Annotated in this window: 11 protein-coding genes; 4 read left to right on the top strand and 7 right to left on the bottom strand. The window is 76.4% G+C overall.

What is annotated here, in order from left to right; genetic code table 11:
• Nucleotides 1–10: 10 nt before the first annotated feature.
• The gene (gene fes, locus ACFCLZ_RS29870) at nucleotides 11–1,195 is read left to right on the top strand and encodes an enterochelin esterase (RefSeq protein WP_380280997.1); all 1,185 of its coding nucleotides are present in this window, start codon (nucleotides 11–13) and stop codon (nucleotides 1,193–1,195) included.
• A gap of 50 nt (nucleotides 1,196–1,245) precedes the next feature.
• Here fes and ACFCLZ_RS29865 read toward each other — a convergent pair whose 3' ends face one another.
• Complete coding sequence (locus tag ACFCLZ_RS29865; protein WP_380280996.1) at nucleotides 1,246–1,743, bottom strand: beta-class carbonic anhydrase; 498 nt, start codon at nucleotides 1,741–1,743, stop codon at nucleotides 1,246–1,248.
• Nucleotides 1,744–1,934: 191 nt separating this feature from the next.
• Nucleotides 1,935–2,057, bottom strand: a complete 123-nt coding sequence (locus tag ACFCLZ_RS29860) for a hypothetical protein (protein ID WP_380280995.1) — start codon at nucleotides 2,055–2,057, stop codon at nucleotides 1,935–1,937.
• A gap of 147 nt (nucleotides 2,058–2,204) precedes the next feature.
• Between ACFCLZ_RS29860 and ACFCLZ_RS29855 the strand changes: the two genes are divergently transcribed.
• Nucleotides 2,205–3,185, top strand: a complete 981-nt coding sequence (locus tag ACFCLZ_RS29855; RefSeq protein WP_380280994.1) for a GNAT family N-acetyltransferase — start codon at nucleotides 2,205–2,207, stop codon at nucleotides 3,183–3,185.
• A gap of 153 nt (nucleotides 3,186–3,338) precedes the next feature.
• The gene (locus ACFCLZ_RS29850) at nucleotides 3,339–3,644 is read left to right on the top strand and encodes a hypothetical protein (protein WP_380280993.1); all 306 of its coding nucleotides are present in this window, start codon (nucleotides 3,339–3,341) and stop codon (nucleotides 3,642–3,644) included.
• Nucleotides 3,645–3,705: 61 nt separating this feature from the next.
• On the opposite strand, the gene ACFCLZ_RS29845 is transcribed toward ACFCLZ_RS29850, so the two are convergent.
• From ACFCLZ_RS29845 to ACFCLZ_RS29835, 3 genes are all read right to left on the bottom strand, one after another.
• On the bottom strand, nucleotides 3,706–5,184 hold the full coding sequence (locus tag ACFCLZ_RS29845; protein WP_380280992.1) for a DHA2 family efflux MFS transporter permease subunit: 1,479 nt from the start codon (nucleotides 5,182–5,184) through the stop codon (nucleotides 3,706–3,708).
• A complete protein-coding gene (locus ACFCLZ_RS29840) occupies nucleotides 5,181–5,378 on the bottom strand; it encodes an MbtH family protein (RefSeq protein ID WP_350543525.1) in 198 nt (65 codons plus the stop codon). The genes ACFCLZ_RS29845 and ACFCLZ_RS29840 overlap by 4 nt, the downstream gene beginning before the upstream one ends.
• A gap of 133 nt (nucleotides 5,379–5,511) precedes the next feature.
• Nucleotides 5,512–12,759: an amino acid adenylation domain-containing protein gene (locus ACFCLZ_RS29835; RefSeq protein WP_380280991.1), complete on the bottom strand. Its 7,248-nt coding sequence runs from the start codon at nucleotides 12,757–12,759 to the stop codon at nucleotides 5,512–5,514.
• Nucleotides 12,760–12,888: 129 nt separating this feature from the next.
• Here ACFCLZ_RS29835 and ACFCLZ_RS29830 point away from each other — a divergent pair, with 129 nt between their 5' ends.
• Nucleotides 12,889–14,046: an amidohydrolase gene (locus ACFCLZ_RS29830; protein WP_380280990.1), complete on the top strand. Its 1,158-nt coding sequence runs from the start codon at nucleotides 12,889–12,891 to the stop codon at nucleotides 14,044–14,046.
• A gap of 139 nt (nucleotides 14,047–14,185) precedes the next feature.
• Here ACFCLZ_RS29830 and ACFCLZ_RS29825 read toward each other — a convergent pair whose 3' ends face one another.
• Nucleotides 14,186–14,971, bottom strand: coding sequence for an AMP-binding protein (locus ACFCLZ_RS29825; RefSeq protein WP_380280989.1), 786 nt, complete (start codon nucleotides 14,969–14,971; stop codon nucleotides 14,186–14,188).
• Nucleotides 14,971–15,195, bottom strand: coding sequence for a phosphopantetheine-binding protein (locus ACFCLZ_RS29820; protein WP_380280988.1), 225 nt, complete (start codon nucleotides 15,193–15,195; stop codon nucleotides 14,971–14,973). The genes ACFCLZ_RS29825 and ACFCLZ_RS29820 overlap by 1 nt, the downstream gene beginning before the upstream one ends.
• Nucleotides 15,196–15,200: the final 5 nt, after the last annotated feature.

The following is a 15,200-nucleotide window of genomic DNA, read 5'->3' as shown; positions in this document are numbered from 1 at the left end:
AGTTCTTACCGTGCAGAGTGAACAGCCGGACACCGGTGACGGGTTCTGGGCCCGGGTGGCCGCCGAGGGCGCGCCGCTGGTCGACCCCGACCCCGACGACCCCGCCTACCGGCGGGTGACCTTCGTGCTGCGCGATCAGCCGGGCGAGGAGCCGTACGACGGCGTGCTCGCCCTCGTCCACACCGTCACCGACAAGGACCGGCACGCCGGCGACCTCACCCCGCACCTGATGGAGCGCCGGGCCGGCGGCTGGTCGCGCACCTACCGGCTGCGCGCCGACCACCGGGCGTCCTACCAGCTGTACCCGGTGCGCGGCGCCGTCCCCGGCACCCGGCGGGCCGACTGGCTGCGGGTCCTGGACGGCGCCCGCCCCGACCCGCACGGCGCCGGGGCGCTGCTGCCCGCCCGCGACGGCCGCCACCCCTCCTCGGTGCTCGCGCTGCCCGAGGCGCCCGCCCAGCCGTACGCGGGGCGGCGCGCGGAGGTGCCCCGCGGCCGCACCGTGCGCGCCGAGGTGGCCGGGCGGCGGATCGACGTGCACCTGCCCGCCGGGCACCGCGCCGACGCCGGCCCGTACCCGGTGCTGGTCCTGCTGGACGGCGAGATGTGGGGCGAGGTGCTGTCCTTCGGCGACACCCTGGACAACCTGACGGCCGAGGGCCTGCTCCCGCCGACCGTCGCCCTGCTCGTCCACACCATGGGCCCCGGCCGGCCGGACGACCTCAGCTGCAACCCGGACTTCGTCGACCTGCTCGCCGACCGGATCCTGCCCTGGGCCGCCGCCGAGCACCGGGCCACCGCCGACCCCGCCCGCACCGTGATCGCCGGCCAGAGCGCGGGCGGCCTCACCGCCGCCTTCGCGGCCTTCCGCCGGCCCGCCCGGTTCGGCAACGCGCTGTCGCAGTCCGGCTCGTTCTGGTGGCCGGACGGCACCGAGTTCGACAGCGGGAGCGAGTGGCTGACCCGTCGGTTCGCCGCCGCCGAGCGCGGCGGCGCCCGGTTCTGGATCGAGGTCGGCCTCCAGGAGTGGATGCTGCTCACCCAGAACCGCCACCTGCGCGACGTACTGACCGCCCGCGGCTACGACCTCGCCTACCGCGAGTTCAACGGCGGCCACGACTACGCCTGCTGGCGCGGCGGACTGGCCGAGGGCCTGGTGCACCTGCTCGGCCAGGACGGGCCGCAGGGGCGCTGACGACCGGGCCCCGGGCCCCGGTGCGGCCGGCCGCACCGGGGCGCCGCCGGTCAGAGCACGACCTCCTTCAGGAGCCCGGTCGCGACGTCGAAGACGAAGCCGCGCACCGAGCCGGTGTGCGGGACGAAGGGGCTGGTGCGGATCCGGGCGGCCGACTGCCGGACGTCCGTCTCCACGTCCGCGAAGGCCTCGGCGGCCCACGGCGGCTTGACGCCGGTCTCCTCCCGGATCGACTCGCGGAAGGCGTCGTCGCCGAAGGTGAGCATGCCGCAGTCGGTGTGGTGGACGAGGATGATCTCCCGCGTGCCGAGCAGCCGCTGGCTGATCGCCAGCGAGCGGATGGCGTCGTCGGTCGCCACCCCGCCGGCGTTGCGGATCACGTGCGAGTCGCCCTCGGCGAGGCCGAGCGCGCCGTAGACGTTGAGCCGGGCGTCCATGCAGGCCAGGACGGCCGTGCGACGGGCCGGCGGGAGCGGAAGCGGCCCGTCGAAGGCCGCGGCGTAGTCGGCGTTGTTGCGCAGGTAGTGCTCGGTGGCGGTGTCGGTCATGGCGGAACGGCTGTCCCTTCGGTGGGATCGGATCGTGGTCGGCCGGGGTGCCCGCGGGCGTGCGGGCACACGGCACGGCTGAGCCCGTTGGGTGCGCACGCGTCGACGGCGCTCCCCGGCGAGGTGGACGACGGCCGCCGCGGCGCCGCCCCGCGGGGCGGCGCGGCCAGAGCGACCGGGCGATCGAACGATCAGACGATGACCGGACAGCCGGTGGAGTGGATGCGGCCGAAGTCGATGTGACGACGGCGGACGAGCACGGTCATGCGGGCACGGTACTGCCGCCCGCCGCCGCCCGCCGGGGATTCCGGCATTCTCCACTCCGCCGGGTGACGGCTCCGGCGGTCGCCGACCGACGGCACCGGCCGGGCGGCGGCCGCCTCGGGAAATGCCGGGCGGGGCCGACGCGGGATCAGTAAGGTTTCACATGTGACGGACTTTCATTTCTGCGGCGGCCACGGGTGATCCGCCCGTTCCGGCCCGAGGTCGACTACCCCGCGCTGGCCGAGCTGCTGTCCGCCGACGGGCCCGTGACCGTGACGGCGGCCGGGCTCCGGGAACAGGACGCGGCGTTGCCGGGTGCGGACGACCTCTCCACCGACCACCGGGGGCGGCTCACCGGGCACGGCCGGGTCCGGCTGGTCCAGCCCGGCCCCTCCGGCGACCTGCTGGCGTACGCCACCGCCTGGCGGGCGCCCTGGGCGCCGCCCGGCGACCTCGCCTCGCTCGTGGTCAGCGCGCCCGGACGCGCACCGGCCTGGCTGCTGCCGCTCTACGACGGGCTGGAGCAGTGGGCGCGCGGGGCCGGCGCGTCCCGGCTGCTCGGCGAACTCCCCGACGGGACCGGGGAGACGGGGCGCACCCACGGGACGTGCCCGTCCGACCTGACCGGCCTGCTGCTCGGCCGCGGGTACCGGGTGGACGCCCACGTCCGATCGGCCGTCGCCGCCGTGGGGCCGCACCTGCCCGCCCCGCAGGCGCCGCCCGGCCTGCACCTGGCCACCCTCGCCACCACCACCGCGCCCGAGCCCGAGCGGCAGCTCCACCACCTCTACCGGGAGACCCTGCGCGACAACCCGGGATTCGCCGACGCCCTCCCGGCCTTCGGGCCGTGGCGCGCCGAGGCCCTGGCCGGCCCCGGCGGCCGGGCCGACTGGGTGTTCACCGCCGAGAGCCTGGGGCGGATCGTCGGCACGACCGTCGTGCACGCCGTCCCCGACCCCCGGGCCTGCCGGATCGACTACACCGGGGTGCTGCGCCCGTGGCGGGGGCGCGGGCTGGCCCGGGCACTCAAGCTGCACGCCGCCCGGCACCTCGTCGGCCACGGCGTGCGGACCGCGCACACCGAGGTCGAGGCGGGCAATGTGCCGATGGTCGCGGTGAACGCCGCCCTCGGGTACCGCTGGGGACCGGGCCACCGGCGGCTGGTGAAAGAGTTCTGAGCCCGGCACCGGCCCGCGCGACGGCGTGTTGGAGGCATGATTCGCGGACGACCCTCGACTACTCTGCGTCAACGAGTGATCAATCCATGACACTCGGCGACGAAAGGAGTCATGGTGACGGAGGACTTCAGTCAGCGACCAGGGCCGGAATCCGTGCGCCTGATCGACTTCGACGAGGCCGAGGCCGTCCCGGGGATCGTCCCGGGCACCTTCATCCTCGTCGTCCGCGGGGAGAAGCCCTACGAGAGCATGACGGTCCGGCTGGTCCCGCTGGTCTACGTCAAACAGCCGGAGTACTGGGGCATCGAGGTGACCGGCTCGCTGCCCTCCGGCCTCCTGCCGCCCGTCACCGCCCCGTACACCGAGGCACTGCCGCTGGACGGCATCACGGGCACCCGGGGCATCGAGGTCATCGGCGCCTACCGGCGGGAGAGGATCGGCCTGCCGGGGCCCGCGTGAGCGCGGCGCGACGGCCCGCCGGGCTGCGGAGCCCGGGCGGGCCGTCGGTCGTCCTGGCTGCTCAGTCCAGCGGCGGGGGGCCCGGGGGCTCCTTCGGGAGGCGGGCCGCGACCAGGGCGCCGAGGGCGACGGCGGCGGCCGTGGCCAGCAGGGCGACCCGGTAGGGGCCGGGTTCGGCGGCGTGGGTGCCGTCCTCGGAGAGGGCGCCGATGAGGGCCGCCGCGCCGGCGATGCCGAAGGCGCCGCCGAGGGTGCGCACGATGGTGAACAGGCCCATCGCGCGGCCCATCGCGGGCGGCGGCACATCCGCGAAGCCGGCGATCTGCACCGTCAGCACGGCGGTGCCCAGGATCAGGCCGACGCCGAACATCAGCGCCCGCACGGCCCAGGCGTTCTCGCCGACGCCGGGCACGGCCAGGGCGGCCAGCACCACGGCCGCCAGCAGCAGGGCGGGCAGCGCCAGCAGGCGCGGGCCGAGCCGGGGCAGCAGCCGGTCGACCACCTGCGAGGCGGCCATCAGGCCGATCGCCTCGGGGAAGACGCTCAGGCCCGCGTCCAGCGCCGAGGCGCCGAGCGCCGCCTGGTACAGCAGCGGGAAGGCGAACAGCGCGCCCATCAGGCCGGCGGCGGTCAGCAGGGCCAGCCAGCTCGCCGCGCCGAAGGCCCGGTCGGCGAGCAGCCGCAGGTCCACCAGCGGCTCCTCGGCGCGCAGTTGGTGGCGGACGGCGAGGCCGAGCAGCAGCACGCCGAGCGCCCCGGACGCCGCCACCGCCGGGGAGCCCCAGCCGTGCGCGGGGCCGAAGCCGAGCGCGTAGGTGAGCAGGCCGAGGCCGGGGGTGGCGAGCAGGAAGCCGGTGGTGTCGAAGCGGCCGGCCGGCGGCTCGTCCTGGTCGCGCAGCCCGAACAGGCCGGTGAGCACGGCGGCCGCCCCGATCGGCACGTTGACCAGGAACAGCCAGTGCCAGGACAGGTGTTCGGTGAGCAGGCCGCCGAGCGGCGGGCCGAGCGCGGGCATCAGCGCGGTCGGCACGATCAGCACCTTGCCGAGGCCGGCCCGCTCGTGCGGTTCGAAGGCGCGGAACAGCAGGGTCATGCCGACCGGGGTGAGCAGGCCGCCCGCCACGCCCTGCACCGCGCGGGCGGCGGTGAGCGCGCCGAGGCCGGGTGCGGCCGCGCACAGCGCGCTGGCCAGGGTGAAGACGGCGAGCGAGCCGAGGAAGACCCGGCGCACGCCGAACCGGTCGCCGAGCCAGCCGGCCGCCGGGAGGCCGACGGCGAGGCCGACCAGGAAGGCGGTCTCCACGGCGTTGGCGGCGGAGACCGGGCGGCCGAAGTCCCCGGCGATGGTGAACAGGGCCGGGTTGACGATCGTCGAGTCCAGGCCGTTCATGCACATCGCGGCCGTGTAGACGAGCACCACGGCGAGGCGCCCGGCGAACAGCGGGCGCGCCGGGGCGGCGGCGGGGCCGGTCGGGCCGCCGGGGCCGGGCTGGGCGCCGGGGCCGGGGCCGGGGCCGGGCTGGGTGTCCGCCTGGCTCATCGGGCCGGGTCGAGGTCGGTCCAGTGGGCGGTGATCCAGTCGAGGGCGGCGGCGCGCTCGCACGGCCCGTGGGCGACGGTCCAGCCGGCCGGGACGGCGGCGAAGGCCGGCCAGAGCGAGTGCTGGCCCTGGTCGTTGACGAGCGCGAGGAACTCGCCGTCGCCGTCGAAGGGGTTGGCGGGGGCGTCACTCATGGGATGGGTTCTCCAGACGGTCTGGTCGGTGGGCGGCTGACGGATGACAGCTGACAGATTTCAGAATCTGTCAGCTGTCATCTGTTATCTGTTATCTGTCAGCTGTCATCTGTTATCTGTCAGTTGTCAGCTGTCAGGCGCGGGAGTCGAGGGCGGCGAGGCGCTCCGCGACGACGCCCGCGATGTGCGCGATCGGCTCGGGCAGCGTCATGTCCTTGTGCGAGCAGGCGACGTCGGTGTTCTCGATCCGCCCGGCCACGTACGGCGTCCACAGCTCGGGCACCAGGGTGTCGTCGATGGTGTCGACGGTGGCGCGGAAGAACAGCACATCGCCCTCGAAGCGGCGGTGGTCGTAGCCGCGCACCAGGTGGTTGATGTGGAGGTAGATCCGGTTCAGCGCCTCGACGGTGGCGTCGTCCAGGCCGGCCAGCGGGCTGCCCTCGCGGCGCAGCAGCTCGGTGACGTGGGCGAGTTCGAGCGGTCGGCCGTCGAGGTCCGCCGGCCCGTAGCCGCCCATGGTGAGCAGCGCCTCCAGGGCCTCGGCCTGGTCCGGGACGGGCAGGTCGCGGAAGCCCTCGGCCGGGTAGGCGTCGAGCACGGCCAGCAGTTCGACGCGGCAGCCGAGTTCCTGCAGCCGGGCGGCCATCGCGTGGGCGATGATGCCGCCGGTGGACCAGCCGAGCAGCCGGTACGGGCCCTCGGGCTGGACCTCGCGCAGCCGGTCGACGTAGTGCGCGGCCAGTTCCTCCATGGTGGCGGGCAGCGGCTCGCCGGCGGTGGCGGCGCCGACGCCCTGCGCCTGGAGGCCGTAGATCGGCACCTCGGCCGGGAGGCTGCGGATCAGACCGGTGTAGCACCAGCCGAGCCCGCCGGCCGGGTGGACGGCGAACAGCGGGTTGCGCCGGCCGGGGGCGGTGGGCCGCAGCGGCAGCAGGACGTCCAGCGCGTCGGCGCCGGGGGCGTCGGCGGCGAGCGCGGCGTCCAGCGCGGCGACGGTGGGCGCCTGGAACAGCGTGCCGATGCCGACCTCCAGGCCGAGCACGGCGCGGATCCGCCCGGCGAGCCGGACGACCAGCAGGGAGTGGCCGCCGAGAGCGAAGAAGTCGTCCTCGACGCCGACCGCGGGGACGCCCAGGGCCTCGGCGAACAGCTCGCAGAGCTGCTGCTCACGGGGGTTGCGCGGGGGCCGCCCGGCACCGGCCTCGGGGGCGTCGGGGGCGGGCAGGGCGCGCCGGTCGAGCTTGCCGTTGGCGGTGAGCGGGAGGCGGTCCAGCAGCACGACGGCGGACGGGACCATGTGGACGGGCAGGTCGGCGGCGGTGCGGGCGCGCAGTTCCTCGGCGCTCACCTGCTCCGCGCCGGGGGCGAGGACCGCGTAGCCGACCAGGCGCTTGTCGCCGGGCACGTCCTCGCGGACGATCACGGCGGCGTCGGCGACCGCCGGGTGGGCGGCCAGGACGGCCTCGATCTCGCCGAGTTCGATCCGGAAGCCGCGGATCTTGACCTGCTGGTCGGCCCGGCCGAAGTACTCCAGGACGCCGTCGGCGCGGCGGCGGGCGAGGTCGCCGGAGCGGTACATCCGGGTGCCGCGCTCGCCGAACAGCTCGGCGTACGGGTCGGCGACGAAGCGCTCGGAGCTGAGCGCGGGACGGCCGAGGTAGCCGCGGGCGAGGCCGGCGCCGGCGACGTACATCTCGCCGGTGACACCGGGCGGGACGGGCCGCAGGTACGGGTCGAGGAGGTAGACGCGCAGGTCGGGGATGTTGACGCCGATGGTGCTGCCGGCGCCCGCGGCGGCGCTCGCCCGGTCGAGGGCGATGTAGGAGACGTGCACGGTGGTCTCGGTGATGCCGTACATGTTGACCAGGGTGGGCGCGTCGTCGGCGTGCCGCTCGTACCAGTCGTCGAGGCGGCCGAGTTCGAGCGCCTCGCCGCCGAACACCACGTAGCGCAGGGCGAGTTCGCTGCCGGGGCGCTCCCGGTCGGCGGCGCTCAGCTGGTAGAAGGCGGACGGCGTCTGGTTGAGGACGGTCACCCGCTCGCGGGCGAGCAGGTCGAGGAAGGCCGCCGGGTCGCGGCTGACCAGGTGCGGGACGACGACGAGGCGGCCGCCGTGCAGCAGGGCGCCCCACAGCTCCCAGACCGAGAAGTCGAAGGCGTAGGAGTGGAAGAGCGTCCAGACGTCCTCGGCGCCGAAGCCGAACCAGTGGTCGGTGGCGGAGAACAGCCGGACCACGTTGTGGTGGGTGACCGGCACGCCCTTGGGGCGGCCGGTGGAGCCGGAGGTGTAGATGACGTAGGCGGTGTCCTCGGCGCGCAGCGGCCGGGTGCGCTCGTGCGGGGCGAGCGGAAGGGCCGGGTAGCCGTCCGACTCGCCGCCGTCGACCAGGAGTTGCGGCACCTGGTGGTCGGGCATCCGGGGTGCGGTGGCGCGGTCGGTGATCAGCGCGGCGGGGGTGGCGTCGGCGAGCATGTAGGCGAGTCGGTCGGCCGGGTACTCGGGGTCGAGCGGCAGGTAGGCGGCGCCGGACCCGGCGACCGCGAGCAGGCCGACGACCAGGTCCAGGGAGCGCGGCAGGGCGAGGGCGACGATGGTGCCGGGGCCGATGCCGCGGGCGGCCAGCAGCCGGGCCAGCCGGCCGGCGCGGGCGGCGAGTTCGCGGTAGGTGAGCGATTCGCCCTCGCAACTGGCGGCGACCGCGTCGGGGTTGGCGAGGGCGGCGGCCTCGAAGAGCTCGGGCAGGGTGGCGCCCGGCGCCGAGCCGACGGGGGTGCCGTTCCACTCGACCAGGGCGCGGTGGCGCTCCTCCGCGCTGATCAGCGGGAGCCGGCCGATGGCGGTGTCGGGCGCGGTGGCGGCGGCGGTGAGCAGCCGGGCCAGGCGCTCGGCCAGGGCCTGGACGGTGGCCTCGTCGAAGAGGTCGGTGCGGTACTCGACGAAGCCCGCGATGCCGCCCTCGCGCAGTTCGCCCGCGTTGAGGGTGAGGTCGAACTTGGCGGTGCCGGAGGGGATCGCGGCGATGGCGGCGGTGAGGCCGCCGCCGAGCTCGAACTCCCGGTCGGGGACGGACTGCCAGGCGAGCATGACCTGGAACAGCGGGTGCCGGGCGAGCGAGCGGCGCGGGTTGAGCTCCTCAACGAGGCGGTCGAAGGGCAGGTCGGCGTGGTCGTGGGCGCCGAGCACGGCGGTGCGGGCCCGGCCGAGCAGCTCGCGGAAGGTCGGCTCGCCGGACGTGTCGGTGCGCAGGACCACCGAGTTGACGAAGTAGCCCACCAGGGCGGCGGTCTCGTCGCAGTCGCGGCTGGCCACGGGTGTGCCGATCGGGATGTCGGTGCCGCAGCCGTGCCGGGTGAGCAGCGCGGCGAGGCCGGCCTGGACGGCGGTGAACACGCTGGTGCCGGTGGTGCGGGCGAGCGCGGCCAGGGCGGCGTGGGCGGCGGCGTCGAGGTGGAACGGCACGGTGGCGCCGCGGTGGGCGGCGACGGCGGGCCGGGGGCGGTCGGTGGGCAGGTCGAGCTGGTCGGGAAGGCCGGCCAGCGTCTTGCGCCAGTGGTCGAGTTGGCGGACGGCGAGCGGGCTGGGCGCGTCGGCGGTGCCGAGCAGCTTCGCCTGCCAGGCCGCGTGGTCGGCGAACTGGACGTCGAGCGGCGGAAGTTCGGGGGCGCGGCCGGCGAGCCGGGCACCGTAGGCGGTGGCGAGGTCGCGGGCCAGCGGGGTGGTGGAGGCGCCGTCGCCGGCGATGTGGTGGAGCAGCAGCAGGAGGGTGTGGGTGCCGTCGCCGCCCTCGCTGAACAGGGTGGCCCGCAGCGGGGGTTCGGCGCCGAGGTCGAAGGCGTACCGGACGGCCTCGGCGAGCGGGCCGGCGCCGTGGTGCAGCTCGACCGGGGCCGGCGGCAGGATCCGCTGGTACGGCTCGCCGTCGGCGCTCTCGCCGTAGACGGTGCGCAGGGTCTCGTGCCGGGCCGCGAGGTCGCCGACGGCGAGCGCGAGGGCGTCGCGGTCGAGCGGGCCGGTGAGGGTGAGGGTGAGCGGGATGTTGTAGGTGGGGCTGGGGCCTTCGAGCCGGTAGTGGAACCAGAGGCCGCGCTGGGCCGGGGAGAGCGGCAGGTGTCCGGTGCGCTCGACGGGGACCAGGGCGGGGCGCGGCTCGGGGGCGGAGCGCTCGCGCAGCAGGGCGGCGAGGGCGGCCGGGGTGGGGTTGCGGAAGACGTCGGCGAAGCCGACGGCCGCCCCGAGGGTCTCGCGCAGCCGGGCGGCGAGCCGGCCGGCCAGCAGGGAGTGGCCGCCGAGGTCGAAGAAGTCGGTTTCACGGGAGGGCAGTTCGGTCCGCTCCAGCAGGTCGGCGAACAGCCCGCAGATGATCTCCTCCTGCGGGGTGGCGGGCGCGGCGCCGTCGTCGGTGTCGGTCGACCCGGGCTCGGGCAGGGCGCGGTGGTCGAGCTTGTCGTTCCCGGTGCGCGGCAGGTCGTCGAGGACGAGGACGGCGGCGGGCACCATGTGCTCGGGCAGCCGGGCGGCGAGGGCGGAGCGCAGCGCGGCCGCGTCGAGGACGGCGCCGGCGGCGGGGACGGCATAGCCGAGCAGGCGCTTGCCGTGGGGGCCGGGGCGGGCGATGACCACGGCCCGGTCGACGCCGGGGAGGTGGCCGAGGACGGCGGCGATCTCGCCGGGCTCGATCCGGAAGCCGCGGATCTTCACCTGGTCGTCGGCGCGGCCGAGGAACTCCAGGGTGCCGTCGGCCCGGCGGCGGGCGAGGTCGCCGGTGCGGTACATCCGGCTGCCGGGCGGGCCGTAGGGGTCGGCGAGGAAGCGCTCGGCGGTGAGGTCGGGGCGGCCGAGGTAGCCGCGGGCCAGGCACGCGCCGGCCACGTACAGCTCGCCGGTGGCGCCGTCGGGGGCGGGGCGCAGCGAGCCGTCGAGGACGTAGGCGCGCGAGCCGCGCACGACGCGGCCGACGGGGGCGCCGTCCGGGCCGGGGGTCCAGGAGTAGGCGTCGACGGTGGCCTCGGTGGGGCCGTAGAGGTTGACGGGGGCGAGGCCGTCGACGGCGGCGAGGCGGCGCCAGAGCGGGTCGGGGGTGGCCTCGCCGCCGACCGCGATCACGGCGGGGCGGTGGCGGTGCCCGGCCGCCAGGTCCTCGGCCGCCAGGTCCTCGCCCGAAAGGTCCTCGGCCAGCAGTCCCTCGGCCAGCAGGACGTCGAGGTAGGAGGGGGTGACGTCGAGGTAGTCGATCCGCTCGCGGTGGACGTGGGCGGTGAGGGCGGCCGGGTCGCGGTAGGTGTCGTCGTCGAGCAGGTGGAGCTCGTGGCCGTGGAGCATCCACAGCACCGGGTCCCAGGAGGCGTCGAAGGCGAAGGAGGCGCTGTGGGCGATGCGCAGGTGTGCGCGGCCGGTGCGGGCGACGGCGGGGGCGATGTGGTCCTCGCCGTGGCCGGCGTGCAGGTTGGCGAGCGAGGCGTGGGTGACGACGACGCCCTTGGGGCGGCCGGTGGAGCCGGAGGTGTGCAGCAGGTAGGCGGTGTGCGCCGGGTCGGGGGCGGGCAGCGGCTCGGCGGGGAGGGCGGCGAGTGCGGCGCGCACGGCCGGGTCGTCGAGGGCGACGGCGGGCCGGTCGGCGGCGCCCGGGAGGGCGGCGAGGGCCTCGGCGGTGCCGACGGCGCAGACCGGGCGGGTGTCGTCGAGGATGTCGGCGATCCGCTGCCGGGGGTGGGCGAGGTCGAGCGAGAGGCAGGCGCCGCCGGCCTTGAGCACGGCGAACATGGCGACCAGGGTGTCGGCGCCGCGCGGCATGGCGAGGGCGACCGGGGTGCCGGGGCCGGCGCCGAGGGCGATGAGACGGTGGGCCAGGCGGGTGGCGGCGGCGTCGAGTTCGGCGAAGGTGAGGGTGGTGGCGCCGCTGCGCAGGGCGACCGCGTCCGGAGTGCGGGCGGCCTGCTCGGCGAGCAGTTCGGGCACGGTGCGGGTGGCGGGGGGCTCGGTGCGGCCGGCGGTGGCTCGGCGCAGCGCGTCCTCGCCGAGCAGGTCGATCCGGGCGATCGGGGTGTGCGGGTCGTCGAGCAGCAGGGCGGCGAGGCCGTCGAGGTAGCGCAGCAGGCCGTCGTGGTGGGCGGCGAGCGCGTCGGCGCCGTAGTGGTCGGGGTGGGCTTCGAGGCCGATCCGCAGGGCTCCGTCGGGGCCGGGCGAGACGGCGAGGGCGAGGTCGTCGACGGGACCGGCGGCGAGGTTGCGGACGGTGGCGGGCAGACCTCCGAGGTCGAGGTCGCCCTCGAAGGCCTTGATGTTGACCATCGGTCCGAACAGGGCGCGGCGGGTGCCGGTGAGGGCGAGGTCGCGGCGCAGGTCCTCCAGCGGGTAGCGCTGGTGGCGGCGGACGTCGCGGACCTCCAGGACGACGCGGCGCAGCAGTTCGGCGGCGGTGTCGCGGGGTCGTACGGCGAGGCGCAGCGGCAGGACGTTGGCGGTGGCGATCGGGGTGCGCAGGGCGGCGGGGCCGCGGCGGTTGGCGAGCGGCAGGCCGAGCACGACGTCCTCGGTGCCGGCGAGGCGGTGCAGGTAGCCGGCGGTGGCGGCGATGACGAGCTCGGCCCAGGTGGCGCGGGCGGCCTTGGCGGCGGCCTCCAGGCGGGGCAGGGTGCCGGCGGGCAGTTCGGCGGCGAGGCGCGGCAGTCCGGCGGGGCCGGCGGGGGCGCCGCCGGGGAGGGTGGCGGGGGCGTCGGCGCCTTCCAGCCGGGCGCGCCAGAACTCCCGGTCGGCGGCGTGGTCCTGGCTCGCCCGGTAGGCGGCCTCCTCGGCGGCGACCTCGGCGGGGGTGGCGAAGGTGCGGTCGGTGGGGCGGGTGCCGGCGGTGAGCGCGGTGTAGACCTCGGCGACCCGGCCGGTGAGCAGGGTGAGCGCGTAGGCGTCGACGGCGAGGTGGTGGACGCGCTGGTACCACCAGTGGCGCTCGTCGGCGAGGCGGATGAGGGCCTGGGTGAACAGCGGGCCCTCGGCGAGGTCGACGGGGCGGGCGAGGTCGGCGCGCATCCAGGCCTCGGCGGTGGCGCCGGGGTCGCTGTCGGCGCGCAGGTCGAGGTGGTGCAGGGGCCAGGGGCGGCCGGGGGTGAGGTGCTGGTGCGGGGCATCGTCGCCGCCGTCGGGGACGACGACGGCGGCGAGCGCGTCGGCCTCGCCGACAGCCCGGCGCAGGGCGGTCTCGAAGAGCTCGGCGTCGAGCGGGCCGGTGATCTCGACGGCGTCGCCGGTGTTGTAGACCGGGCTGTCGGGGTCGAGTGCCTGGGCGTACCAGATCGCCGCCTGGGTGGCGAGCAGCGGCACGTCGGCTGCGGCGGGGAGGGCGGCGGGGACGGCGACGGGGTCGGACGCGGCCTGGTGGCGACGCATGGTTCTGAGAGCTCCTCGGGTCCGGCGCAACGGAACGCCTACTGCCTACTTAGGTTAGCCTAAGCTATCTACATATCGTCTGGTCAACAGCCTGCCTGGAGGCAGGCCCTGACGCCCCCGGAGGCGCCGATGTCCCCCCTGAACGCGAGCGACCCGGCTGTGGCCGACCCCGGGCTGAAGGAGGCGGTGCGCGAGCGCGTCCTCGCCCACCAGGGCGAACTGCTCGCGCTCAGCCGCCGCATCCACGCCCACCCGGAGACCGCGTTCGAGGAGCACCGGGCCGCCGAGTGGTGCGCCGAACTGCTGCGCGCCCACGGCTACGCCGTCTCGCCGGGCGCGCACGGCCTGCCCACCGCCTTCGACGCGCGCCTCGGCAGCGGACCGGTCACCGTCGCCGTGGTCTGCGAGTACGACGCGCTGCCCGGCCTCGGCCACGCCTGCGGCCACAACCTGATCGCCGCCGCCGGCCTCGGCGCCGCGCTCGGCCTCGCGCCCCACGCGGACCGGCTCGGGCTCACCGTCCGGGTGATCGGCGCACCGGCCGAGGAGCGCGGGGCCGGCAAGGCGCTGCTGCTGGAGGCGGGCGCCTTCGAGGGCGTGCACGCCGCGATGATGGTCCACCCCTGCCCGGTGGAGGTCGCCGACTTCCACTCCTTCGCACTCGGCACCCTCTCCGTCCGCTACACCGGCCGCGCCGCCCACCCGAGCCTCAACCCGCACGAGGGCCGCAACGCCGCCGACGCGCTCACCGTCGCCCAGGTCGCCCTCGGGCTGCTGCGCCAGCAACTGCCGCCGCACTGGCGGGTGCACGGCATCACCACGGCGGCGGGGACGGCGCCCAACCTCATCCCCGACAGCGCCACCGCGGAGTACGAGATCCGCGCCTCGGCGGCCGAGGACCTCGCGGAGCTGCGCGCCCGGGTGGAGGACTGCTTCCGGGCGGGGGCGCTGGCCACCGGGTGCGAGGTCGAGCTGAACCGGCCCGAGCCGGACTACCTGGACTTCCGCAGCGACGCCGGGCTGCTCGCCCTGTGGCGGGCCAACGCCGCGGCGGCGGGCCGCCCGGAGCCGGTCGAGAGCGGGCCGTTCGCCTGCACCGACATGGGCAACGTCTCGCACGCCCTGCCGGCCATCCACCCGGTGCTGGACATCACCGGCGGCGCCTGCGGCCCGCACGAGGCGGCGTTCGCCGAGGCCGCCGTCTCGCCGGAGGCGGACCGGGCGATCGTGGAGGGCGCCGTCGCCATGGCGTGGACGGCGGCGGACTTCGCGGCGGCGCGGCGGTGACGGCCGGGGGCTGGGAACCGGGGACCGGCGGCTGACGACTGACAGATAACAGATGACAGATTTCAGAATCTGTCATCTGTTATCTGTCATCTGAAATCTGTCAGTTGTCAGCTGTCAGCCCGTCGGCCGCCGCACACCGTCAGCCCCGCTCCGGGACCAGGTGCACCGGCCCCGGCTCGGGCAGCAGCTCGCCGAGCACCGACGGCGCGGCCCGCAGGGCGGTCACCCCGGCGTCGCGGACCAGGTCCCCGACCTCCCCCGGCCGGTCCGGGTCGGCCAGCACCAGCGCCGCCCCGGTCCGCAGCGGCCACAGGAACTCCCACAGCGGCAGGCCCAGTTGGAGCACCCGGTCACCCGGCGCCAGCCCGTACGAGGCCTGCAGCTCGCGCACCCGGCGGTCCACCTCGGCGTGCGTCGTCCACACCCCCGCCGGCCGCCCGCCCGGACCGTACGCCCGGCAGAGCGGGTGCTGCGGGGTGAGCGCCCGCGGCGGGTCGGTGACCGCCCGGCCCGCCAGTTCGGCGGCGGTCGGCCGCTCGGCGGTCGGCGCCCCCTCCCCCAGCACGCAGACCGGTGCCGCGTCCGCCAGCAGCCAGGCCAGCCGCCCCGGCGCGTCGTCCGGGTCCAGCGCCAGGTACGCCGCCCCCGACTTGGCCACCGCCAGCAGCGCCGGTACCAGGTCGGCCGGGCGGGTGAGCGAGAGGCCGACGACCGTACCGGGGCGGGCGCCGCGGTCCGCCAGGCAGCGCGCCATCCGGTTGGCCACCGCGTTCAGTTCGCCGTAGCTCACCGGCGCCGCGCCGGCCGGCAGCAGCGCCGGGGCGTCCGGCGTCCGGGCGGCCTGCGCCTCGATCGGTCCGATCGCCGTGGTCGCCGGCCACCGCCGCGTGCTCGCGGTCCGGTCCGCCCCCGTGCCGGGCTCCATCAGGACGCGCCGAGCAGCTCGGCCCAGGCCTCGACGGCCGGGCGCTCGGCCAGCTGCAGAAAGGCCACCTCGGCGCCCTCGGCCCGCCAGCGCTCGGCCAGCGCCATCAGCCGCACCGAGTCCAGGCCCCAGTCGGCCAGGTTCTCGTCCAGCGGGATTTCCGCCGGGTCCTCGCCGAGCAGGTCGGCGACCTCGGCCCGGATCCGCTCCACGGTGAAGGCCATGCCCG

Origin of the sequence: Kitasatospora purpeofusca (assembly GCF_042691725.1) — a bacterium.
GTDB classification, from domain to species: domain Bacteria; phylum Actinomycetota; class Actinomycetes; order Streptomycetales; family Streptomycetaceae; genus Kitasatospora; species Kitasatospora purpeofusca_B.
Note: the sequence above shows the minus strand (reverse complement) of the source record. Positions and strands in the feature narration are given on the sequence as shown.